General features: G+C 67.3%; 1 protein-coding gene (running past one end of the window). It reads left to right on the top strand.

Annotated features, from left to right (window positions below; all coding sequences use genetic code 11):
- Positions 1 to 25719 carry the 3' portion of a non-ribosomal peptide synthase/polyketide synthase gene (locus LMQ14_RS01640; RefSeq protein ID WP_267733132.1) on the top strand. 5457 nt of this gene lie to the left of the window's left edge, so 25719 of the gene's 31176 nt are visible here — the last part of the coding sequence; its start codon lies beyond the left edge, outside the window; its stop codon occupies positions 25717 to 25719.

Raw genomic sequence — 25719 nt, 5'->3', positions numbered from 1 at the left:
TTCGTCCTCGACGAGTGGTTGCGCCCGGTACCCATCGGCGTCATCGGCGAGTTGTACCTGGCCGGCCGCGGCGTGGGGTCCGGGTATTGGCACCGGGGCGGATTGACCGCGTCGCGCTTCATGGCCTGCCCATTCGGCGCCCCCGGCGCCCGGATGTATCGCACCGGAGACCTGGTGCGGTGGCGCCCCGATGGACAACTCGACTACCTGGGCCGCGCGGATGAACAGGTCAAGATTCGCGGCTACCGCATCGAACTCGGCGAAATCCGGGCAGCCCTGGCCGGTTTGGCAGGCGTGGAGCAGGCCGCGGTGATCGCCCGCGAAGACCGGCCCGGCGTCAAACGCCTCGTCGGCTACATCACCGGAACCGCCGACCCCAGCCAGGCACGCGCCGCCCTGGCCGACGGCCTCCCGCCGTATATGGTGCCGTCGGCGGTGGTGTCGATCGACGCGTTGCCGATGACGGTCAACGGCAAACTCGACACCCGCGCCCTGCCCACGCCCGAATACCACGACGCCGATCACTATCGCGCGCCCACCGACGCCGTCGAGGAGATCCTGGCCGGGATCTACGCGCAAGTGCTGGGGTTGAAGCGAGTCGGGGTCGACGAGTCGTTCTTCGACCTGGGTGGCGACAGTATCTTGTCGATGCAGGTGGTGTCCCGGGCGCGCGCGGCCGGGGTGGTGTGCCGTCCGCGGGACATCTTCGTCGAGCAGACCGTGGCCCGGCTGGCCCGAGTAGCCAGTGTCGCAACCGATGACGCCGGCGTCGTCGACGAGGGCGTGGGCGAGGTGCTGGCCACCCCGATCATCCGCTGGCTGGAGGGAGTAGCGGGTCGCGTCGAGCAGTTCAACCAGACGATAGCCATTCAGGCCCCCGTCGCGGTGACCGAAGCCGACGTGGTGGTGGTGCTGCAGGCGTTGCTCGATCGGCACGCGATGCTGCGACTGCGCGTCGACGACGACTTCGGCGGCGGCTGGTCACTGTGGGTGCCCGAGCCCGGTTCGGTGGATGCGCGCGGTTGCCTGCAAGTCGTCGAGCAACTCTCCGAAGAGGTACTGATCCAGGCGCGGGCCCAGTTGGATCCCGTCACCGGAACGATGCTGCGTGCGTTGTGGGTGGCGCCGATCGGCGAGCTGGTGCTGATCATTCACCATCTGGCCGTCGACGGGGTGTCGTGGCGAATCCTGTTGGAAGACATCAATCTTGCCTGGGCCCAGCATTGCGGCGAGCAAGAGGTGACCCTGCCGGCACCGGGGACCTCGTTCGCCCGGTGGGCGTCGTGGCTCGATCAGCACGCCCGTTCTCCCGGCGTGATCGCCCAGGCGCAGGTGTGGCGGCAGGTGGCCGCGACCCCGGCCACCCTACCCGCACCCCGGCCCGAACTGGATACCTACGCGAATGCGGGACGGTTGTCGGTGGATCTGGACGTCGAGACCACCAAAATGTTGTTGGGTGAAGTGCCCGCGGCGTTTCACGCTGGCGTGCAAGACATTCTGTTGATCGCGTTCGCGTTGGCCTGCGGGGAATTTCTGGGCAGTGGCGGTGCGCCGGTCGGCATCGACGTGGAAGGCCATGGGCGCCAGGACGAACTGGCCACCGAGATGGATCTATCACGCACCGTGGGCTGGTTCACCACCAAATACCCAGTGGCCCTGAGTGGTGGCGGCTTGTCGTGGGCACAGGTGCTCTCCGGTGCGCCCGCGCTCGGCGCGCTGATCAAGGACGCCAAGGAACAGCTGCGCGCGCTGCCCGACGGTCTAACCTACGGGCTGCTGCGCTACCTCAATCCGGACGTGGATCTGGCCGGACCCGACCCGGCGATCGGGTTCAACTACTTCGGGCGCCTGGGTGCCGGTGCCGTCGAGTTCTCCGACGATCTGTGGCTGATCGGCGAGGACGGTGTGTCGGTGGCCGCCGTAGCCTCGGCGATCGCAATGCCGTTGGGGCACAGCGTGGAACTCAATGCCGGTACTCTCGACACGGACATCGGCCCGCGCTTGCACGCCATCTGGACCTGGGCCACCTCGGCACTCGACAACGAGCAAGTCGGCCGGCTGAGCCAGCTGTGGTTTGCCGCCCTGTCCGGGATATGCGCTCACGTCCGCGACGGCGGAGGCGGTTTGACACCGTCGGATATCACTCCGGCCCGGCTTAGTCAGCAGCAGATCGATGAGCTGTGCCGGCAGGATCGCATCGCCGACATCTTGCCCCTCACCCCGCTGCAGCAGGGATTGCTGTTCCACGCGAATACGCACGGCCGAAGCGAATTGGGCGAGCTGTATGCGGTACAGCTGGACATCACCATCAGCGGCCCGCTGGAGCCCGACCGGCTGCGCGCAGCGGTCGGCACAGTGCTCGGCCGCCATCCCAACCTGGCCGCCCGATTCCGCCCAGAGTTCGACGACCCGGTCCAGGTCATCCCGGCCGACCCCGAACTAGCTTGGAAATACGCCGAATTCGACGACAGCGTCGATACCGAGGAACAGATCGAACGGCTGTGTGCTGCTGAACGCGCGGCGGTCGTCGACTTGACCGACCCACCCGCGTTCCGAGTTGCGCTGACCCGTACCGGCAGCGACCTGCACCGGTTGGTGCTGACCAATCACCACATCGTGCTGGATGGCTGGTCACTGCCAATCCTGTTGCAAGAGATCTTCACCACCTACTGCGGCCAGCGACTCCCCGCACCCCCGCCCTACCGCAGGTTCGTGTCCTGGCTGACCGACCAAGACCACGCCAGCGCCGAGGCGGCCTGGCGGGAAGTGTTCGCCGGCTTCGAGGTTCCCACCCTGGTGGGTCCGCCGGGTCGGGTCGGGCTCGGGCGGCGAGCGGTGGTGACGTCGCTGGTACCCGCCGACACGACACGGGCCGTGGGTGAGCTGGCGCGGCTGCGTCACACCACCGTCAACACCGTGCTGCAGGCCGGTTGGGCGCAGCTGTTGATGTGGCTGACCGGCCAGCGCGACGTCGCTTTCGGCACGGCGGTCTCGGGCCGCCCCGCCGAGCTGCCCGGGTCCGATTCGATGGTGGGCCTGCTGATCAACACCGTTCCGGTGCGGGCCAGCATCACCACGGCCACCACGACCGCCGATCTGCTCGACCAACTACACCAAGCCAACAACCACACCCTCGAACACCAGCACCTGGCGCTGCCCGAGATCCACCGCGCCGCCGGCCACGACCAACTCTTCGACACCCTGTTCGTCTACGAGAACTACCCCGTCGATCCCGCCTTGTTCGGCGTCGACGGCTTGGCAGTCACCGGGTACACCGCGCGCGAAAACAACCACTATCCGCTGACCCTGCAGGCGATGCCCGGCGACGAGCTCGGCCTGCGCCTCGAATACGACACCGAAAGCTTCACCGCCGACGGCATTCACACGCTCATCCGGCAGTTCCAGCGAGTGCTGACGGCCGCCACCACCGACCCCACGCGCAGGTTGTCGTTGCTGGACCTACTCGACGCCGACGAACACACCCGCCTGGACGAGATCGGGAACCGAGCGGTGCTGACCCGGCCCGCGACCGGGGTATCGGTGCCCGCTTTGTTCGCCATGCAAGCCGCGCGCAGGCCCGACGCGGTAGCGATCACGTTCGATGGCCGCTCGATCACCTACCGGGAGCTCGACGAGGCGGCCAACCGGGTGGCGCACCTGCTGGCTGACCGAGGAGCAGGTCCGGGACAATTTGTGGCCCTGCTCTTTTCGCGCTCGGCCGAGGCCATCGTCGCGATCCTAGCGGTGTTGAAGACCGGGTCGGCATATCTACCGATCGACCCGGCCCACCCCGCGGCACGCATCGAATTCATGTTGACCGATGCCGCGCCGATCGCCGTTCTCACCACCGCCGAGCTGCGCGCGCGACTCGACGGCTACGACGTGGCGACCATCGATATCCGCGACCCCGCCGTCGGTGCTCAGCCCGCCACCTCGCTACCGACACCGGCACCCGACGATGTCGCCCACATCATCTATACCTCGGGCACTACCGGTGTTCCCAAAGGCGTTGCGGTTACCCACTCCAACGTCACCCAGCTCTTCGACTCGCTGGAAGTCGGGCTGGAGCTGACCGCGGAGCAAGTGTGGACGCAGTTCCACTCGTATGCGTTCGACTTCTCGGTGTGGGAGATTTGGGGTGCGCTGCTACACGGTGGCCGGCTGGTGGTGGTGCCCGAGCCGGTGACCCGATCACCGGCAGACTTCCACGACCTACTCGTCAACGAACGCGTCACGGTTCTCACCCAAACACCGTCCGCGGTGGCGGCGCTCTCTGTCGAGGGTTTGGAATCGGCGGCATTGGTTATCGGCGCCGAGGCCTGCCCACCCGAGGTGGTGGATCGATGGGCGCCCGGGCGCACGATGGTCAACGTCTACGGCCCCACCGAGACGACGATGTGGCTATCCAAGAGTGCACCTCTGACCGCGAAAACCGATGTGGTACCTATCGGTTCGCCGATCGCCGGCGCGGCGTTCTTCGTTCTCGACGGCTGGTTGCGCCCGGTGCCCGTCGGGGTGGTTGGCGAGCTGTATCTGGCCGGCCGCGGTGTGGGATGTGGGTATTGGCGTCGCGCCGGGCTGACCGCGTCGCGCTTCATGGCGTGTCCGTTCGCGGGGGACGGCTCCCCCGGACAAAGAATGTACCGCACCGGCGACCTGGTGCGATGGGGCGCCGACGGGCAGCTGCAGTACGTCGGGCGCGCCGATGAGCAAGTGAAAATCCGCGGCTACCGAATCGAACTCGGCGAAATCCGGGCGGCCCTAGCCAGTTTGGCGGGCGTCGAGCAGGCCGCGGTTATCGCCCGCGAAGACCGTCAGGGCGCCCGGCGCCTCGTCGGCTACATCACCGGAACCGCCGATCCGGCCCTGGTCCGTGCCCAGCTCGCCGAGCAGCTTCCGCTGTACATGGTGCCGTCCGCGGTCCTGACAGTCGACGCGTTGCCGATGACGGTCAACGGCAAGCTCGACACCCGTGCTTTGCCGGCACCGGAGTACCGCGATGACGATCACTACCGCGCGCCGGCCACCGTCGTCGAGGAGATCCTGGCCGGGATCTATGCCCAGGTGCTGAACGTAGCGCGCGTCGGAGTCGACGACTCCTTCTTCGACTTGGGCGGAGATTCGCTGTCGGCGATGCGAGTGATCGCCGCGCTCAACACGCATCTCAACGCCGATCTGAAGGTAGCCACGCTCTTCGACGCGCCCACCGTCGCCCAGTTGGCACCGCATCTCGGTACCGAGGCGAGCCATCGTGAGCCGCTGGTGGCGGTCGAACGGCCCGCGCTGGTGCCGTTGTCGTTTGCGCAATCTCGGTTGTGGTTCCTAGATCAGTTGCAGGGCCCATCGCCCGTCTACAACATGGCGATCGCGTTGCGGCTGTCCGGCCGGCTCGATGTCGACGCGCTGGCCGCCGCGCTGGGCGACGTCGTGGCGCGCCACGAAAGTCTGCGAACCCGGTTTGCGGCGCCCGACGGCATACCCCGGCAAGTGGTGGTGGGTGCCGATCGAGCCGAGTTCGGTTGGCGGATCGTTGATTCCAGCGGATGGTCCGCGGCTCTTTTCGATGACGCCATCGACGCCGTAGTGGGTCACCGCTTCGACTTGGCTGCCGAACTCCCGCTCCGGGCAACACTTTTCCGGCGCGGCAACGACGAACACGTGCTGGTGGGTGTGGTGCACCACATCGCGGCCGACGGCTGGTCGATCGCCCCCCTGGTCCGCGATCTCGGCGAGGCGTATGCCGCCCGGAGCCGAGGGCAAGAGCCGAGATGGGCCGAATTGCCGGTGCAGTACGCCGATTACGCAATCTGGCAGCGCGCACGGTTCGGCGACCTGGCCGATCCCGACAGCCCGATCGGTTCCCAACTGGCGTTCTGGCGCGATGCCCTGGCCGGGATGCCCGAGCGTATCGCGCTTCCGACCGATCGGCCTTACCCGGCGGTCGCCGATCAGCGCGGGGCCACCGTGCCCGTGGAATGGCCGGCGGAGTTGCAGCAGCGGGTGCGTGCGGTAGCCCGCGAGCACAATGCGACCAGCTTCATGGTGGCCCAGGCCGCCCTCGCGGTGCTGCTTTCGGCGGTCAGCGCGAGTTCCGATGTGTCCGTGGGATTCCCGATCGCCGGACGTCGCGATCCCGCGCTCGACGAGCTGGTGGGTTTCTTTGTCAACACCCTGGTGCTGCGCGTCGACATGACCGGCGACCCCACCGTCGCCGAGCTGCTGACCCAGGTGCGTCAGCGCAGCCTGGCCGCCTACGAACACCAAGATGTGCCCTTCGAGGTTCTCGTCGAACGCCTCAACCCCACCCGAAGCTTGTCCCATCACCCGCTGATCCAGGTGATGTTGGGCTGGCAAAACTCGCAGCCCGCCGCACTGGCACTGGGCGACGTGCAGGCCACCGCGCTGCCGATCGACACCCATACCGCGCGGATGGATCTGTCGTTCTCGCTGACCGAACGCTTCACCGCGTCCGGAGAGGCCGCCGGAATCTACGGGACAGTGGAATATCGGACCGACGTGTTCGACGAAGGCAACATAGCGTCCCTGATCGGTCGGCTCCAGCGGGTGCTGACGGCCCTGACATCCGATCCGACGCGGCGTCTTTCCTCGATACAGCTGATGGACGTCGACGAACGCGCCCGGCTCGACATCCTGAGCAACCGTGCGATGTTGGCGCTGCCCGCGCCGGTCGCTGTGTCGGTGCCGGAGTTCTTCGGTGAGCACGCGCGGCGCACCCCGGACGCGGTAGCCATTACGTTCGAGGCGAGTTCACTGACCTATCGCCAGCTCGATGAGTCCGCCAACCGGCTAGCCCATCTGCTGGCCGGTCGGGGTGCCCGCCCGGGACAGGTTGTGGCACTGCTATTTTCGCGGTCGGCCGAGGCCATCATCGCGATGCTGGCGGTGCTCAAGACGGGTGCGGCGTATCTGCCGATCGACCCGGTCCAACCCGACGCGCGGATCGCGTTCATGCTCACCGATGCCGCCCCGATCGCCGCGATCACCACCGCGGAGCTGCGGCCGCGGCTGGGCGAGCACGATCTTGCCGTCATCGATGTCGGTGACCCTGCCGTCAATCTTCAACCCGCGAGCCCACTTCCGGCACCGTCGCCGGACGGCATCGCGTACCTGATCTACACCTCGGGCACCACCGGCGTCCCCAAAGGCGTAGCCGTTACCCACCGCAACCTGGCCCACCTGGCCGTGTCGACACCCAGCCAGCTGCCGGTGACGCAGGTATGGACGCAATGCCACTCCTACGGCTTTGACTTCTCGGTGTGGGAGATCTGGGCCGCCCTGCTCGGCGGCGGCCGCCTGGTCGTCGTCCCCGAGGAGACGGCCAGCTCGCCGCAAGACTTCCACGCCCTGCTGGTCGCCGAGCAAGTCAATGTGCTCACTCAAACCCCTTCGGCGGCAGCGGCATTGACGACAGACGGCCTGGAGTCGGTATCGCTGCTCCTCGGCGGCGAGGCCTGCCCCGCCGAGGTGGTGGACCAGTGGGCGCCCGGCCGAACGATCATCAACGCCTACGGCCCCACCGAAGCCACCGTATACGCCTCCATGAGCAGCCCGCTGGCAGCAGGATCGGGCGCCGCACCCATCGGCACGCCCGTGGCCACCGCGGCCCTGTTCGTCCTGGACCCCTGGCTGCGCCCGGTACCTGCCGGGGTGGTCGGCGAGTTATACGTCGCCGGCGCAGGGGTGGCCTGCGGATACCTCGGCCGGGCCGATTTGACCGCGTCGCGATTCATCGCCTGCCCCTATGGGGAACCAGGCACCCGGATGTATCGCACCGGCGACCTGGTGCGCTGGCGCGCCGACGGACAACTCGATTACCTCGGCCGGGCCGACGAACAAGTCAAGATCCGTGGCTACCGAATCGAACTCGGCGAAATTCAAACGGCGCTCGCCGGCCTCGGCGGCGTCGATCAAGCCGTCGTGATCACCCGCGACGAGCATGCCACCACCCGGCTTGTCGCCTATGTCACCGGCACGCCCGATCCGGCCGAGCTGCGCGCCGCACTGGCCGAACTGCTTCCCAGCTATATGGTGCCGTCGTCGATCGTCGTCCTCGATGCGCTGCCGCTGACCGTCAACGGAAAACTCGACACTCGCGCACTGCCCGCACCCGACTATCACGACGCCGATCACTATCGCGCCCCCACCGACGCCATCGAAGAGATCCTGGCCGGCATCTACGCCCAAGTCCTTGGCCTCGGCCACGTCGGCATCGACGACTCCTTCTTCGACCTGGGCGGCGACAGCATCCTGTCCATGCAAGTGGTTGCCCGAGCACGGGCAGCCGGTGTGTTGTGCCGTCCGCGTGACATTTTCGTCGAGCAGACCGTAGCCCGGCTGGCCCGAGTCGCCGGCGTGGTCAGCGGAGAAACCGTCGACGAGGACGAGGGCATCGGAGCGGTGGTGGCCACCCCGATCATGCGGTGGCTACAGAACGTGGACGGCGCGGTCGAGCTGTTCAACCAAACGGTCGTCGTGCGGGCGCCCGTCGGCGTGACCGAGGCCGGCGTGGCAATCGTATTGCAGGCCTTGCTGGATCGGCACGCGATGCTGCGGCTGCGTGTCGATGCCGAATGGACGCCGCAGGTGCCCGAGGCCGGGTCGGTTGACGCGCGAAGCTGTCTTCAATCCGTCGAAGTGTTCTCCGATGAGGCGCTGATCGGAGCGCGGCAGCGGTTGAACCCCGGCAGCGGGACGATGGTGAGTGCGCTGTGGGTTACCTCGACGTCCCAGTTGGTATTAATCGTTCACCATCTGGCCGTGGACGGGGTGTCGTGGCGAATCCTGTTGGAGGATCTCAACATCGCGTGGGCCCAGTATCAGGGCGGGCAGCCGGTAGCACTGCCGCCGTCGGGGACCTCGTTCGCCCGGTGGGCGTCGGTGCTCGATGAGCACGCCCGCTCGGCGGCCGTGCTGCCGTACGCTGACGCGTGGCGGCGAGTGGCGGCGACACCGAGCGCACTGCCCGCACCCCAGCCCGAGCTGGATACCTACGCCAGTGCGGGGCGGTTTACGGCCGAGCTCGACACCGAGACCACCCGCATGCTGCTGGGCGAGGTGCCCGCGGCGTTTCACGCTGGTGTACAAGACATTCTGCTGATCGCGTTCGGGTTGGCCTGGACGGAGTTCCTGGACACCGATTCGGCCGTCGCTATCGACGTCGAGGGTCACGGCCGCCACGACGAAGTGGCTGCCCACGTCGACCTGTCACGCACGGTGGGATGGTTCACCACGAAATACCCGGTGGCGCTGAGCATCGGCGATCTGAGCTGGGCGCAGGTGGTTGCCGGCGAGTCCGCACTGGGCGCGGCGGTCAAGGACGCCAAGGAGCAGCTGTGCGCACTGCCCGACGGATTGACCTACGGACTGCTGCGCTACCTCAACCCCGAAGTGGAGCTGACCGGACCCGACCCGTCGATCGGGTTCAACTACCTTGGACGACTCGGCGCCGGTACCGCCGAGCTGTCCGACGACTTGTGGTGGGTCAGTCCGGACGACATATCGGTGGCAGCCAGGGCCTCAGCGATCCCAATGCCGTTGGGCCACACCATAGAACTCAACGCCGGCACCATCGACACCGACACCGGCCCGCACCTGCAAGCGACCTGGACATGGGCATCATCGGTGCTCGATGGCGAACAGGTCAGCCTGCTGAGCGGGTTGTGGTTCGAGGCATTGACCGGGATCTGCGCCCACGTGCGCCGTGGCGGAGGCGGACTGACGCCGTCGGATATCGTCCCGGCCCGCCTGAGCCAGCAGCAGATTGACGAGCTGTGCCGCGACGACCGGGTGGCCGACATCCTGCCGCTCACCCCCCTGCAGCAAGGGTTGCTCTTCCATGCCAGCACCGCCACCGGCAACGCCGACGACCTGTACGCGATGCAGCTGGACATCACCATCACCGGCCCGCTGGACCCCGACCGGTTACGCGGGGCGGTGCGCACCGTTGTCAACCGTCATCCCAACCTGACCGCCCGATTCTGCCGGCAATTCGACGAGCCGGTTCAGGTCATGCTCGCCAATCCCGGTGTGCCCTGGCGGTATTACGACCTGGACTCCGAGGAGCGAATTCAGCAGGTCTGTGCCGCCGAACGCGTTGCGGTCTGCGATCTGACCGAACCGCCGGCATTCCGGGTGGCGTTGATCCGCACCGCCAACGACGTGCACCGATGCGTGCTGACGAATCACCACATCGTGCTCGACGGCTGGTCACTACCGATCCTGGCGCAAGAGATCTTCGCCAGCTACTACGGGCAACGCCTACCCGCGGCCGGATCGTACCGGAGGTTCGTCGCCTGGCTCGCCGACCGAGACGTCGATGCCGCGGAGGCGGCCTGGCGTGAAGCGTTGGCCGGCTTCGACTCCCCCACCCTGGTGGGCCCGCCGGGCCGCGTCACACTCGGGCGCCGCGGCGTCGCCGGCTCGGCGATGTCGGAAGAGACGACCCGCGCCCTGGGCGAGCTGGCCCGTGCACACCACACCACCGTCAACACGGTGTTGCAGGCCGGCTGGGCGCAGGTGCTGATGTGGTTGACCGGCCAGCACGATGTCGCTTTCGGGACCGCGGTCTCGGGCCGCCCGGCCGAACTGGCCGGGTCCGATTCGATGGTGGGCCTGCTGATCAATACCGTTCCGGTCCGGGCCACCAGCACCGCGTCCACCACGACGACCGACTTGCTCGACCAATTGCACCGCGCCAACAACCGCACCTTCGATCATCAGCACCTGGCGCTCACCGAAATCCACCGTGCCGCAGGCCACGACCAACTGTTCGACACCCTGTTCGTCTACGAGAACTACCCGATCGACACGTCCACCGTACTCACCGACGGGTTGGCCATCACCGCGATGAGCGCCCGCGAATTCAACCACTACCCACTGACGCTGCAGGCGATGCCCGGCGACGAACTCGGCTTACGCGTCGAATACGACACCGAAATCTTCGACGCAGAGTCCGTTGAGGCGCTGATCAGGCGGCTGCAACGGGTGCTGGTGGCCATGACTACCGATGCCGCACAACGGCTTTCCTCGATCCGGCTGCTGGACGACGACGAGTACACCCACCTCGACGAGATCGGCAACCGGGAGGTGCTGACGCGACCCGCCGCGGGGGCCGAATCGGTTCCGGAGCTGTTCGCCGCGCGGGCCGCCCGCACCCCCGAAGCGGTGGCGATCAGCTCCGACGGTCGCTCGATCACCTACCGCGAGCTCGACGAGGCCGCCAACCGGGTGGCTCATCTGTTGGCCGGTGAGGGCGTCGGCCCGGGACAGTCGGTGGCGCTGCTGTTTTCGCGCTCGGCCGAGGCCATCGTCGCAATGCTGGCGGTGCTCAAAACCGGAGCCGCCTATCTGGCGATCGACCCGGCCCACCCCGGCGCCCGCATCGCGTTCATGCTCGCCGATGCCGAGCCGATCGCCGCACTGACCACCGCGGAGCTGCGACCGCAGCTGCGCGGGCACGACCTAAGCATCATCGACATCAATGACCCCGCCGTGGCTCTCCAACCCGCCGGTCCACCGGAAGCGACACCGTCGCCGCACGATATCGCATACCTGATCTACACCTCCGGCACCACCGGTGTCCCCAAAGGCGTTGCGGTCACTCATCGCAACCTGGCTCACCTAGCCGAATCGACGCCCGCTGCGCTCCCGGTGACCCAGGTGTGGACCCAGTGTCACTCCTATGGTTTCGACTTCTCGGTATGGGAGATTTGGGCCGCGCTGCTCGGAGGCGCACGCCTGGTGGTGGTACCCGAGGCGGTCACCAGCGCACCACAGGACTTCCACGATCTGCTGGTGCGCGAACACGTCAACGTACTGACCCAGACCCCCTCGGCCGCAGCCGCATTGGCGACACAGGGACTGGAGTCGGTCGCGGTGCTGCTGGGTGGGGAGGCTTGCCCCGGCGAGGTGGTGGACCAGTGGGCACCCGGCCGGGTGGTGATCAACGCCTACGGACCGACCGAAGCCACCGTGTACGCCTCGATGAGCGCGCCGCTGACACCGGGCACCGCCGTCGTGCCGATCGGCGCGCCGGTATCGACCGCGGCCATCTTCGTGCTCGACGGCTGGCTACGCCCGGTACCACCCGGTGTGCTCGGCGAGTTGTATGTGGCCGGCGCGGGAGTCGCGTGCGGGTATCTCGGCCGCTGCGAGCTGACCGCATCCCGATTCATCGCCTGCCCCTACGGTGAGCCCGGTGCCCGGATGTATCGCACCGGCGACCTGGTGCGCTGGCGCGACGACGGGCAACTCGACTACCTGGGCCGGGCCGACGACCAGGTCAAGATCCGCGGCTATCGCATCGAACTCGGCGAAATCCAAACGACCCTCGCCGATCTCGATGGCGTCGAGCAAGCGGTCGTCATCGCGCGCGAAGACCGCCCCGGCGCCAAACGGCTCGTCGGCTACATCACCGGATCCGCCGACACGGCCGCACTGCGCAGCGCGTTGGTCGAGCGCCTGCCGTCCTATATGGTGCCGGCCGCGTTGGTCTCTCTCGAGGCACTCCCGCTGACACCCAACGGCAAACTCGACACTCGCGCCCTACCCGCACCCGAATACCAAGGCATCGGCGGGGATTACCGCGCCCCGGCCACCGCCATCGAGGAAATCCTCGCCGGCATCTACGCGCAAGTCCTCGGCGTCGAACAGGTCGGCGTAGACGACTCCTTCTTCGACCTCGGCGGCGACTCCCTGTTGGCGATGCGCTTGATCGCCACGATCAACTCCGGCCTCGACGCGGGCCTGCAAGTGCACACCCTGTTCGACGCTCCCACGATCGCCCGGTTGGCTCCGCGCATCGGCACCGGCCGGGGGTGGCTGGAGCCGTTGGCGGCCGGGAAGCGGCCCGCGGTGCTGCCGCTGTCCTTTGCCCAATCCCGGTTGTGGTTCCTGGATCAGTTACAGGGGCCGTCCCCGGTCTACAACATGGCGGTCGCGTTGCGGTTGTCCGGCCGCCTTGACGTCGACGCACTGGGCGCCGCGCTCACCGACGTCGTCACCCGCCATGAGAGTTTGCGGACACTGTTCGTGGCGCCGGACGGTGTCCCGCAGCAAGTGGTGGTGGCCGCCGAGCAAGCCGAGTTCGATTGGCAGGTAGTCGATTCCAGGCACTGGGCTGAGGCGAAACTGGACGCGGCGATCGCGGCCGCGACGCGCTACACATTCGATCTGACGAGCGAAATTCCCCTACGGGCCACTCTTTTCCGACTCACCAAGGATGAGCATGTCCTGGTGGGCGTGGTACACCACATCGTTGCGGACGGCTCCTCGGTCGCTCCGCTGGTACGTGATCTGGGCGCGGCGTATGCCGCGCGGTGTGCGGAAGAAGCACCGCGCTGGACGCAATTGCCGGTGCAATACCCCGATTACACGCTCTGGCAGCACACACAATTCGGTCGCCTTGACGATGCCGACAGCCCGATCGCCGCCCAGTTGTCCTACTGGGAGGGCGCCCTGGCCGGAATGCCCGAGCGCCTGACACTTCCCACCGATCGGCCCTATCCGCCGGTGGCCGATCAGCGTGGCGCCACGGTAGACATCGAGTGGCCGGCCGAATTGCAGCAGCGGGTGCGCGGGCTGGCCCGCGACCACAACGCGACCAGTTTCATGGTGGTCCAAGCCGCCCTGGCCGTACTACTCTCGGCGGTGAGCGCGAGTTCCGATGTGGCCGTGGGCTTCCCGATCGCCGGGCGCCGCGACGCGGCCCTCGATGAGCTGGTGGGGTTCTTCGTCAACACCCTGGTGCTGCGCGTGGAGGTCGACGGCGATCCGACCGTCAGCGAGCTGCTGGCCCAGGTCCGGCAGCGCAGTCTCGCCGCCTACGAACACCAGGACGTACCCTTCGAAGTCCTCGTCGAACGCCTCAACCCCACCCGGAGCCTCACCCATCACCCGCTGGTCCAAGTGATGCTGGGCTGGCAGAACGTGTACGGTGACGACCCCGCCTCCGCGCTGGCATTGGGCGATGTGCAGGCCACCCCCCTGCCGATTGAAACTCACACCGCTCGAACAGATTTAGCGTTTTCTCTGGTCGAACGTTGGACTCGCGCCGGTGAGCCCGCCGGGATCTCCGGGACGGTGGAATATCGGACCGACGTGTTCGACGCCGCCGCCATCCACACCCTGGTCCAGCGGTTCCAGCGGGTGCTGGAAGCAATCACCGCCAACCCCGCGCGGCGGTTCTCCTCGATCCGATTGTTGGACGCGGGCGAGCGCGCCCGCCTCGACGAGATCGGGAATCGTGCGGCATTGACCCGGCCCGCAGCGGCGGCGAAGTCGGTCCCGGCGCTGTTCGCCGAACATGTGACCCGGGCGCCCGAGGCAGTGGCGATCACCTTCGAAGGCCGCTCAGTGACGTACCGCGGCCTCGATGAGGCCTCGAACCGGTTGGCGCACTTGCTGACTGCGAACGGTGTGCGGGCGGGACAGTGTGTGGCACTCGTGATGGAGCGGTCGGCCGAGGCGATCGTCGCGATGCTGGGGGTGCTCAAGACGGGCGCGGCTTACCTGGCGATCGACCCCGCGCTGCCCGACGCACGGATCGGTTTCGTGCTCACCGACGCGGCGCCGACCGCGGCGATCGCCTCCCGGCAGCTGCTCCCCCGGCTGGACGGGCACGACCTTGCAGTGATCACCAGCGACGACCCCGCCGTCGAACTCCAGCCCGGCACCGCACTGCCGGCGCCGTCGGCCGACGAGATCGCCTATCTCGTGTACACCTCGGGCACCACCGGCACTCCGAAGGGGGTAGCGGTCACGCACCGCAACCTGGCGCACTTGGCGGAGTCGACGCCCCGAGAGCTGCCGGCCGCACAGGTGTGGACGCAGTGCCACTCGTATGCGTTCGACTTCTCGGTGTGGGAGATCTGGGCCGCCCTGCTCGGCGGTGCTCGGCTGGTGGTGGTGCCCGAGGCGGTGACGACCTCACCGGACGACTTCCACGCCCTGCTGGTTAGCGAACGGGTTAACGTGCTGACCCAAACCCCTTCTGCGGTAGTGGCATTGGCACCACAGCAGTTGGGGTCGACGGCGTTGCTGCTCGGCGGCGAGCCCTGCCCGGCCGAGGTTGTCGAGCAATGGGCGCACGGTCGTGTGGTGATCAACGCCTACGGCCCCAGCGAGGCCACCGTGTATGCGTCGATGAGCGCGCCGTTGACGCCGCGCACGGCCGTGGTGCCGATCGGTGCGCCGGTGTCGACGGCGGCACTGTTTGTCCTCGACGGTTGGTTGCGCCCGGTGCCCATCGGCGTGGTCGGCGAGTTGTATATCGCCGGTGACGGGGTGGCGTGCGGATACCTCGGGCGAGCCGAGCTGACGGCGTCACGATTCATCGCCTGTCCCTTCGGCGGGCCCGGATCGCGGATGTATCGCACTGGAGACCTGGTGCGCTGGCGGGCTGACGGACAGCTGGACTACGTCGGGCGCGCCGACGAGCAGGTCAAAATTCGCGGTTACCGTATCGAGCTCGGCGAAATCCGCACCGCCCTAGCCGGTTTGGACGGCGTCGATCAGGCGGTGGTGGTCACCCGCGAGGACCGCCCGGGCACTGTCCGCTTGGTCGGTTACATCACCGGCACCGCCGACCCCGCTCGGGTGCGCGCGGCGCTGGCCGACCGGCTTCCTCCTTACATGGTGCCGTCGGCGGTGGTGCTGATCGACGCGCTGCCGCTGACGGTCAACGGGAAACTCGACACCCGTGCTTTGCCCGCACCGGAATTCCGCGATGTCGATCGCTACCGCGCCCCGGGCTCGGCGACCGAGGAAATCCTGGCCACCATCTACGCACAAGTCCTCGGCGTCGAGCGGGTCGGAGTCGACGACTCCTTCTTCGATCTGGGCGGAGACAGCATTTTGTCGATGCAAGTGGTCGCGCGGGCCCGGGCGGCCGGTGTGTTGTGCCGTCCGCGTGACATTTTCGTCGAGCAGACCGTGGCCCGGCTGGCACAGGTCGCCAATGTGGCGAGCGAAGGCGCGATAGCCGATGAAGGCATCGGACCCGCGGTGGCCACCCCGATCATGCGCTGGCTGCTCGACATCGACGGTCCGGTCGAGGATTTCAACCAGGCAATGGTGCTGCAGGCACCCGCCGCGGTGACCGAGGACGCGGTGCTGGTGATTCTCCAGGCGTTGCTGGACCGGCACGCCATGTTGCGGCTGCGCGTCGACAACGACGGGTCGCTAGAGGTACCCGAGGTCGGCACGGTGGACGGCCGCGCGTGCCTGAACACCGTGGACGAACTGTCCGAAGAGGCGCTGGCCGAGGCACGAGCGCGGTTGAACCCGGCTACCGGGACGATGCTGAGCGCGGTGTGGGCTACCTCCACCGGTCAGCTAATGCTGATCATCCACCACCTGGCCGTCGATGCGGTGTCATGGCGAATCCTGTTGGAGGACATCAATATCGCCTGGGGTCAGCTGCACAACGGGCAGCCGGTCGCGCTACCCGCGGGCGGAACATCGTTCGCCCGGTGGTCGTCGTTGCTGGCCGAACACGCCCGCGCCGCCGACGTCGTCGAGCACGCTGCCACCTGGACACGAGTGATGGCGGTTCCGGCCGCACTGCCCGCGCCCCACCCCGAACTCGACACCTATGCCAGCGCCGGTCAGATGTCGGTGGAGCTGGACGCCGAGACCACCCGAATGCTGCTCGGAGAGGTACCCGCGGCGTTTCACGCTGGCGTGCAGGACATTCTGTTGATCGCGTTCGGATTGGCCTGGGCGGAGTTTTTGAACACCGGCGGTGAGCCGATCTGCATCGACGTCGAAGGCCACGGCCGCCACGAGGAGCTGGCCGGCGATGTGGACCTGTCGCGCACGGTGGGCTGGTTCACCACGAAATACCCTGTGGCACTGGGTGTTGGCGGGCTGAACTGGGCACAGGTGCTGGCCGGCGAGTCGGCGCTGGGTGCGCTGGTCAAGAAGGCCAAGGAACAACTGCGCGCCCTGCCCGACGGCCTCACCTACGGACTGCTGCGCTACCTCAACCCCGAGCCGGACCTGACCGGGGCCGACCCGGCGATCGGGTTTAACTATCTCGGACGGCTCGGCGGCGCGGCCGAGCTCTCCGACGACCTGTGGCAGATCAGCCAGGACGGTCTGTCGATGGCCGCGGCATCCTCCGCCATTCCAATGCCGTTGGGGCACACCGTCGAACTCAATGCCAGCACGCTCGACACCGACGCCGGCCCACGCCTGAACGCCACTTGGACCTGGGCGCCCTCGACAATCGATGGACCGCAGATCAGCCGGCTCAGTCAACTGTGGTTCGACGCCCTGGCCGGCATCTGCGCTCACGTCCAACGCGGCGGAGGTGGACTGACCCCGTCCGATATCGCCCCGGCGCGCCTTAGCCAGCAGCAGATCGACGAGCTGTGCCAACGAGACCGCACCGCCGACATATTGCCGCTCACCCCGCTGCAGCAGGGACTGCTGTTCCACGCCAACACAAGCCACGGCAACACCGACGATGTCTACGCGATGCAGCTGGGCATCACCATCACTGGCCCGCTGGACGCCGACCGGCTGCACCGGGCCGTACACGCCGTGGTCGGCAGGCACCCCAACCTGGCCGCCCGGTTCTGCCGCCAATTCGACGAACCGATCCAGGTCATCCCGGCCGATCCGGTCCCGGCGTGGCAATACCTCGAGCTCGGTGAGGACGCGGCGTCGGTCGAGCGGGTGTCCGCCGCCGAACGTGCCGCGGTCTGCGATCTGGCTGAACCACCGGCATTCCGGGTCGCCTTGATCCACACCGGCAAAGACCGCCATCGCCTGGTGCTCACCAATCACCACATCGTGCTCGATGGCTGGTCGCTGCCGATCCTGGCGCAAGAGATCTTCGCCAGCTATTTCGGTCACCGACTCCCCGCACCGACGCCCTACCGCCGGTTCGTGTCCTGGCTGGCCGAACGGGACGTCGATGCCGCGCAGGCGGCATGGCGAGAGGCGTTCGCGGACTTCGAGATTCCCACCCTGGTCGGCCCACCGGCGCGAATCGGGTTGGGGCGTCGCGGCGTACAGACGTCTCGAGTCAGCGAAAAGATGACCCAGTCGCTGAGCGAGCTGGCTCGCGCACATCACACCACCCTCAATACGGTGTTGCAGGTCGGCTGGGCGCAGTTACTGATGTGGCTGACCGGACAGCACGACGTCGCCTTCGGCACCGCGGTCTCCGGCCGTCCCATCGAGCTCCCTGGCGCCGACTCGATGGTGGGCCTGCTGATCAACACCGTCCCGGTACGGGCCAACTGCACGCCGCTGACCACGACCGCCGACCTGCTCGACCAATTGCACCGCGCCAACAACCACACCCTCGAGCATCAGCACCTGGCGCTATCCGAGATCCACCGCGTCACGGGCCACGACCAACTCTTCGACACGCTATTCGTGTTCGAGAACTACCCCGTCGATGCCGCCAACCTGGCCGGCATCGACGGGCTGGCGATCACCGAGATGACGGCTCGTGAATACAACCACTACCCCCTGACGCTGCAAGCCATGCCCGGCAACGAACTCGGCCTGCGGGTCGAATACAACACCGACATCTTCGCCGCAGACAGCATCGACACACTCATCCTGCAGCTGCACGACGTGCTGCGGGCCATGACCACCGAGCCCACCCGCAGGTTGTCGTCGATTCAACTTCTGGATGCCGACGAGCAGACTCTGATGGATGAGGTGGGCAACCGGGCGACGTTGGCCCGGCGCGCGCCCGCGCCGGTGTCGATCCCGGAGTTGTTCGCCGAGCATGTGCAACGCGACCCGGACGCGGTGGCGCTGAGCTTCCAGGGCAGCCCGCACACCTATCGCGAGCTGGATGAGGCCGCCAACCGGTTAGCGCACCTGCTCGCCGGCCACGGGGCAGGTCCGGGACAGACTGTGGCGCTGCTGTTTTCGCGCTCACCCCAGGCCATCATCGCAATGCTGGCGGTGCTGAAGACGGGGGCGGCCTATCTGGCGATCGACCCGGCGCTGCCCGACGCGCGGATCGGGTTCATGCTCGCCGACGCGGCACCGATCGCCGCACTGACCGTCGACGAGCTGCGCCCGCGACTGGACGGATACGACCTACGGATTGTCGACGTCAATGACCCCGTCGTCGGCACCCAGCCCGCCACCCCTCCGTCGCCCCCGTCGCCCGGCGATATCGCGTACCTTATTTACACCTCGGGCACCACCGGTGTCCCCAAAGGTGTTGCGGTCACCCATCGCAACCTGGCCCACCTGGCCAGCTCGACACCCGCACACCTGCCGCTGGCACAGGTGTGGACGCAATGTCACTCCTACGGCTTCGACTTCTCGGTGTGGGAGATCTGGGCCGCCCTGCTCGGTGGTGGGCGACTCGTCGTGGTACCGGAGTCGGTGACCGCCTCACCCGACGACTTCCACCGACTGCTGATCAGCGAAGGCGTCACCGTCCTGACCCAAACACCCTCGGCTGCAGCGGCATTGACACCGAGCCAATTGGATTCTGTCGCGGTGCTGCTGGGCGGGGAGGCCTGCCCCGCCGATGTCGTGGATCAGTGGGCGGACGGCCGCGTGGTGATCAACGCCTACGGCCCCACCGAAGTCACGGTCTATGCCTCGATGAGCGCGCCGCTCAGCGCGGGGTCGGGTGCGGCGCCCATCGGCGGTCCGGTTTCGACCGCGGCACTTTTCGTGCTCGACGACTGGCTACGCCCGGTCCCCATCGGGGTGGTCGGCGAGTTGTATGTCGCCGGAGACGGCGTGGCATGCGGATACCTGCGCCGGCCGGAGTTGACGGCATCGCGATTTGTGGCCTGTCCGTTCGGCGAACGCGGCGCTCAGATGTATCGCACCGGTGACCTGGTGCGCTGGCATCCCGATGGGCAGCTGGACTACGTCGGACGCGCCGACGAGCAGGTCAAGATCCGGGGCTACCGCATCGAACTCGGTGAAATCCAAACGGCTCTGGCCAGTTTCGACGGCGTCGAACAAGCCGTCGCCATCACCCGCGAGGACGCGCCCGGCACCACCCGGGTGATCGGGTATGTCACCGGAGCCGTCGACCCGGCGGCGCTACGAAATGCGTTGGCCGACAAACTCCCCACCTACATGATCCCCGCCGCCATCGTTGTACTCGAAACCTTGCCGCTGACGACAAACGGCAAACTCGACATCCGCGCCTTACCCACGCCGGACTACCACGCCGCCAGCAGCTACCGCGCCCCCGCCAACGCGAAAGAAGAAATACTGGCCGGCATCTACACCCAGGTCCTGGGACTCGAGCACGTCGGCACCGACGACTCCTTCTTCGACCTCGGCGGCGACTCGCTCTCGGCGATGCGCCTGATCACCGCGATCAACGCCGCCCTCGACGCCGACCTCGAAGTACACACCTTGTTCGACGCACCCACCATCGCCGCGCTGGCGCCCCGCATCGGCACCGACCGATCCGGCCGGCGTAAGCCGCTGATCGCCGGCCCGCGGCCGGCGCTGGTTCCGCTGTCGTTCGCCCAATCCCGGTTGTGGTTCCTCTACCGGTTCGAGGGCGGGGTCGCAACCTACAACATGCCGACCGCGTTCCGGATCAACGGGGCACTGGACATCGAGGCACTGGACGCGGCCCTCGACGACGTCATCGCCCGCCATGAATCGCTGCGCACCATCTTCGTCGAGATCGACGGCGTGCCATACCAGGAGGTGCTACCTGCCGCGCCCGGACTGTGGCGGCGCGGCCGCGACGCGGTGGTACCGCTGGCGCGACACCACATGGTCTCCGAAATGGTGGCATTGGCGAAGTACCGGTTTGACCTGTCGGCCGAGATCCCGATTCGTGCGCAGATCTACTCGGTGACACCGGAGGAGCATTACATCGGGATTGTGGTGCACCACATTGCTTTTGACGGTTGGTCGCTGGCCCCGATGGCCAGGGATATCAGCGAGGCCTACCGGACTCGGCGGCAGCGCCGGGACCCGCAACAGGCGCCGTTGGCGGTGCAGTACGTCGACTACACGCTTTGGCAGCGCAAACAATTCGGCGATCTCGCCGATGCCGACAGCCCGATTGCCGCTCAGCTGGCCTACTGGGAGCACGCGCTGGCTGGAATGCCCGAGCAGTTGCAGCTGCCCACGGATCGACCCTACCCGCTGGTCGCCGACTACCGCGGCGCCAACGTGGCGCTGCAGTGGCCGGCCGAGTTGCAACAGCGAATCCGTGCGATCGCCCGCGAGCACAACGCGACCAGCTTCATGGTGATCCAGGCCGCCCTGGCGACGCTGCTCTCGGCGGTCGGCGCGAGTTCCGATGTCGCGGTGGGCTTCCCGATCGCCGGGCGGCGTGATCCCGCACTCGACGAGCTGGTCGGCTTCTTCGTCAACACGTTGGTGCTGCGTGTCGAGGTGGCCGGGGATCCCACCTTCACCGAGCTGCTGGCCCAGGTCCGTCGCCGCAGCCTGGCCGCCTACGAACACCAAGACGTGCCGTTCGAAGTCCTGGTGGAGCGGATCAATCCCACCCGCTCCCTAACCCATCACCCGCTGATCCAGGTGATGCTGGCCTGGCAGAGCGCCCCGGGACACCGGGTCAATCCCGACACCGGATTGGCGTTGGATGATCTGCACGTTACCCAACTGCCGATGGACACCCAAACCGCCCGAATGGATTTGGTGTTCCACCTCGCCGAACACTGGGACGACGCCGGTGAGCCCACCGGGATCGGCGGGACGGTCGAATATCGCACCGACGTGTTCGACGCGTCCACCATCAGCGCGTTGATCGAGCGGCTGCAACGGGTATTGGTGGCCATCACCACCGACCCCACCCGGCGACTGTCCTCGGCGGATCTCCTCGAGGCCGACGAGTATGCGCGCCTGGACAATTGGGGCAACCGGGCGGTGTTGAACCTGCCCGCATTGCCAGCCGCGTCGATTCCGGTGCGGTGGGCCGAACAGGTCGCACGGACGCCGGGGGCGCTGGCCGTGACCTTCGCGGGGCTGTCGATGACCTATCGGGAACTCGACGAGGACGCGAACCGGCTGGCGCATCTGTTGACCGCGCACGGGGCGGGGCCGGGACAGGCCGTGGCCCTGCTGTTTACCCGTTCCGCCGAGGCGATCATCGCGATACTGGCGGTGCTGAAAACCGGCGCGGCCTACCTGGCGATCGACCCGGCCCACCCCGACGCCCGGATCGGATTCATGGTTGCCGACGCCAAGCCGGTCGCGGCGATCACCACCGCCACGCTGGCCGACCGGCTCGATGGGTACAACCTGGCGGTCGTATCCGTCGACGACCCCCGCATCTCCGGCCACCCGTGCAGCCCGCTACCGGTGCCGGCCCCCGATGACACCGCCTACATCATCTACACGTCGGGCACCACCGGAACTCCCAAGGGTGTGGCCGTCGCGCACCGCAACGTCACGGGACTGCTGCACTCGCTGCAGAGCGAGGTGGAGCTGAAACAGGTGTGGACACAATGCCATTCGCTGGCGTTCGACTTCTCGGTGTGGGAGATCTGGGGCGCGCTGCTGCACGGCGGGCGGTTGGTGGTGGTGCCCGAATCGGTGGCCCGATCGCCCGAAGACTTCCACGCGCTACTGGTTGCCGAACACGTTGGCGTGCTGAGCCGAACCCCGACGGCGTTTTATGCGCTGCAAACTGCCGATACGCTCTCACCCGAGCTCGCCCAACAACTGCAGCTACAGACCGTGGTCTTCGGTGGCGAAGCCCTTGAGCCACAACGTCTTCGGACTTGGCTGCAACGTCATCCGGGGTCGCCACGGCTGATCAACATGTACGGCATCACCGAGACGACGGTGCACGCCTCGTTCCGGGAGCTGGGCGACGGCGACTTCGAGAGCACTGTCAGCCCCATTGGCGGCCCGCTGGCGCATCTGGCGTTCTTCGTGCTGGACAAGTGGTTGCGCCGGGTGCCGCCCGGGGTGGTCGGTGAGCTGTACGTGGCCGGCGCCGGGCTGGCGGACGGATACGTGCGCCGGCCGGACTTGACCGCGTCGCGGTTCCTGGCGTGCCCATTCGGTGCGCCGGGAACACGGATGTACCGCACCGGGGATCTGGTGTCCTGGGGTGCCGACGGGCAGCTGCGCTATGTCGGGCGCGCCGACGAGCAGGTCAAGATCCGCGGCTATCGCATCGAACTCGGCGAAATCGAAAGCGCCCTGCTGGCCTGCCCGCAAGTCACCCAGGCCGTCACCACCGTGCACCACGGCAATGCCGGCGAAAACCTCGTCGCATACATCACCCTGCGGCGCACCAGCACCGCCGACCATGACGCCGAAATCGTCGGGCAGTGGCAAGACGTGTACGACGACCTGTACGACGGGCCGGACGCGGTGCCGCAATTCGGCATGGATTTCCGGGGTTGGAACAGCAGCTACACCGGAGAACCGATTCCGCTCGAGGAGATGTTCGAGTGGCGTGCGGCCACGGTGCATCGGATCATGGGCCTGCGGCCCAGGCGAGTTTTGGAGATCGGTGCCGGTTCCGGGCTGCTGCTGTCGCAGATCGCCCCGCAGTGTGAGCGCTACGTCGCCACGGACATGTCGGCGGTGGCCATCGACAACCTCGCGCGTTCGCTGGAGCGGTTGCAGATCCCGTGGCGTGATCGGGTGCAGCTGCTGGCCCGGCCCGCCCACGTCACCGAGGGATTGCCGCAGGGCTACTTCGACACCATCATCGTCAACTCGGTCGTCCAGTACTTCCCGAACGCGGGATACCTGGCCGACCTGATCGACAGCGCCATCGACCTCCTCGCCCCGGGCGGCGCACTGTTCCTCGGCGACATCCGTAACCACACCCTGCAGGACGCCTTCCAAACCGGGGTCGCGCTCGCGCGTACCACTACCGCCGACGCCGCAGAGATCCGCCAGCGGGTGCACCGCGCCGTGGTCAGTGAACCCGAATTGCTCCTGGCACCAGACTTTTTCACCACCTGGGCGGCTGGCAGCGCGTCCGCGGCCGGACTCGACATCCAAGTCAAACGCGGGCTGGCCGACAACGAACTCAACCGGTACCGCTATGACGTCGTCATCCGCAAGACCCCCGTCCCGGTGCGTTCGGTGGCCACCGCACCCATCTGGACGTGGACCGAATGCGCGGGCCTGCTCGGCCTGCACGCCCGCCTGGCCTCGCAACGTCCCGCGGCGGTGCGCGTCGCCGAGATCCCGCGCGCCGGGCTGGTCGGCGACGTCCGCATCGAACACGCCCTCGCTGACGGGCTAGCGCTGGCCGACGCGCTGATCCCGCCCGCGACCGCCCCCGACAACGTCACTCCCGAACAGCTGCACCGCCTCGGCGAAAACGCCGGGTACCAGGTCGCGGTCACCTGGGGCACCGAGCCCGGCACCCTCGACGCCGTTTTCCTCATCTCCGGCGGCGCCCCGCTGACCGACCTCTATGTGCCCCGCGCCGAGACTCACCCACGCAGCGCCCACGCCAACAACCCCAACACCAACATGGAGATCAGCGCGGTGCGCCAGCGGTTGAGCGCGCGGTTGCCGGAGTACATGGTGCCGGCGCAGATTGTGGTGCTCGAGGAGTTCCCCCTGACCTCGTCGGGCAAGATCGACAGCAAGGCGCTGCCGGCACCGGTGTTCGCCGCCACGCCATTCCAGGCCCCGCAGACCGAGACCGAGCAGGTCATCGCCGGTATCTACGCGCAGGTGCTGGGGATCGAGCGGGTCGGGGTCGACGACTCGTTCTTCGACCTCGGTGGCGATTCGCTTTCGGCGATGCGGGTGATCGCCGCGCTCAACGCGGCCCTCAATGTTCATCTTCCGGTGCGCACCATGTTCTATGCCCCGTCGGTCAGAAATCTGAGCGAGCAGCTGGGCACGCAGGACAGTGCCTCGGAAGTGGTCCCCGTTGAGGTCTTCCAGGAGGGCACCGGCGCTCCGCTGTGCTGCATTCACGACGGCCTCGGACTGAGCTGGTCGTATCGGGCGCTGGGCGAATACGTGGATTGCCCGATCATCGGGATCAACCAGATCCCGGACGAGGGCGAAGCCGAGCCTGTCTCGATTCGCGATATGGCGGCAAACTACGCAGATCGCATCCAAGCCCGCTATCCCGACGGGCCCTACCGGCTCCTCGGCTGGTCTTTCGGCGGCGTCGTCGCCCATGAAATCGCGATCGAACTGCAGCGACGCGGTCGGGTGGTGCAGAGTCTGGTACTGGTCGACCCGGTGTTCAGCGCCAGCAAGTTCATCGCGAAACTGAGCGCGAACCGGGCTGCAGCAAAGAATCAGACGCTGGACGAAAGCCACATCCTGGAACACCTCTTGCGGACCAATCGGATCGACGTTCCCGTGCAGTCCGAGCCCCTGAGCTACCGGCGGGCCGAGGAACTAGTGCATCAGCACGGGGCCGATTTCCCGCTGCCACCACAGCAGCTACTGGAGTTCATGGTGCACAGCGTCAAGACAAACCAGCGACGTCTGCTGGACCACGTGCCAGGTGTGTTCGACGGCGACATGGTCATCTTCTCCGCGGCCCGCGGCAGAAACGACAACGGGCGAGGAAAGTCACGCTGGCGAGGACTGCGAACCGGCCGGGCAGCCCGGTCCCAGCAGCGGCTTTGGCGGCCGTATGTCGCCGGAGAGATCGCTACGTACTCGGTCGACAGCACGCACCTGGAGATGCTGACCCCCGATTCGCTGAGCGCGTACGGCGAACAACTCAGCCTGTACCTGCACACCAGGGTGACGCTGCGCTGA

Source organism: Mycobacterium sp. Aquia_213, from assembly GCF_026625985.1.
Lineage (GTDB): Bacteria > Actinomycetota > Actinomycetes > Mycobacteriales > Mycobacteriaceae > Mycobacterium.
Note: the sequence above shows the minus strand (reverse complement) of the source record. Positions and strands in the feature narration are given on the sequence as shown.